Source organism: Noviherbaspirillum album (genome assembly GCF_035916955.1).
Classification (GTDB): Bacteria; Pseudomonadota; Gammaproteobacteria; order Burkholderiales; family Burkholderiaceae_D; genus Noviherbaspirillum; species Noviherbaspirillum album.
In genome coordinates, this window is the sequence record NZ_JAWIIV010000124.1 from 1 (window position 1) to 1,005 (window position 1,005).

2 protein-coding genes are annotated in these 1,005 nt (G+C 62.2%); both read right to left on the bottom strand.

The window, feature by feature from the left end; genetic code table 11:
• Positions 1-232: 232 nt before the first annotated feature.
• Positions 233-589 carry an IS66 family insertion sequence element accessory protein TnpB gene (gene tnpB / locus RY831_RS32995; RefSeq protein WP_326510501.1) on the bottom strand — a complete coding sequence of 119 codons (357 nt, stop codon included), beginning with the start codon at positions 587-589 and terminating at the stop codon, positions 233-235.
• A complete protein-coding gene (gene tnpA, locus RY831_RS33000) occupies positions 565-924 on the bottom strand; it encodes an IS66-like element accessory protein TnpA (RefSeq protein ID WP_326510502.1) in 360 nt (119 codons plus the stop codon). The genes tnpB and tnpA overlap by 25 nt, the downstream gene beginning before the upstream one ends.
• Positions 925-1,005 lie beyond the last annotated feature (81 nt).

The window sequence follows — 1,005 nt, forward strand, 5'->3', positions numbered from 1 at the left end:
CACCGGTGTAGGCTTCGCTGGAAGCGGCGAACTTGAGCCGCTTGAGGATGGCCATTTCGTGCGTGAGCTTGTCGATCAACGCCTGCTTGCCACGCATCTCCTCCAGCAGGCGGCTGGCGAGCTGGCGCAGTTCGTCGGCGCCGAGAGTGGACAGGTCAAGTGCGGAAGTCATGCACGGCAGTGTGCCAGAACGTCCGCCGCAAGTGAACAGAAACAGTATACGTACCGGGCGTTAGAGCACGGCGATGGCGTGATCAGCCGTCAGCGTCTTCCATGGTAGGCCGGTGACCAGCGCCTGCAGTTGCTCCGTGTTGAGCGCCACGGTGTCAGTCGAGCCGCTATCGCTCCAGACGAAGCGGCCACGGTTGAGTCGGCGGGCGGCAAGCCAGATTCCCAAGCCGTCGTAGACCAGCACCTTCATCCGCGTACCGCTCTTGTTGGCGAACAGGTAGGCATGGTGCGGGCGGGCGGCGCCAAACACCTTCACGACGCGTGCCAGCGCGGTATCGGTGCCGGCCCGCATATCCAACGGTTCGGCGGCTAGCCAGATGGCGTCGATGCGGATCACCTCAGCACCTCGCGCAGCCATGACGCGCACTCCGTGACAGCTGACAGTGGCCAACTGACAGTGGCTGTCACTGGTCCGCGGCGCAATTCGATACGCACTTCAGTCGTGGCGGGAGCAGACATGCCTGATGCAGGCACCGGCACGGGAAGGAAGGAGGTAGGGAGCGGTGCAACCACTGCGTCTTGCCGCTGCATGGCTCGGCCACGCCACTTGTGCACCAGATTGGCGTTGATGCCGTGTGCCATGGCGACGGCGGCAATGGAAGCGCCTGGGCGTTCGCATTCTGCCAGGATCTGTTTCTTTACCGCTGCGTCATAGCGGCGCCGACGTGGTGTCGGAGGGATTGGCTCTGTCATGAAGGATCCACTTAAGATAAGTGGGCACGATCATCCTTATACGTCACTTCCGTGACAAGGTGAGTTCACCAAGTGCTTACC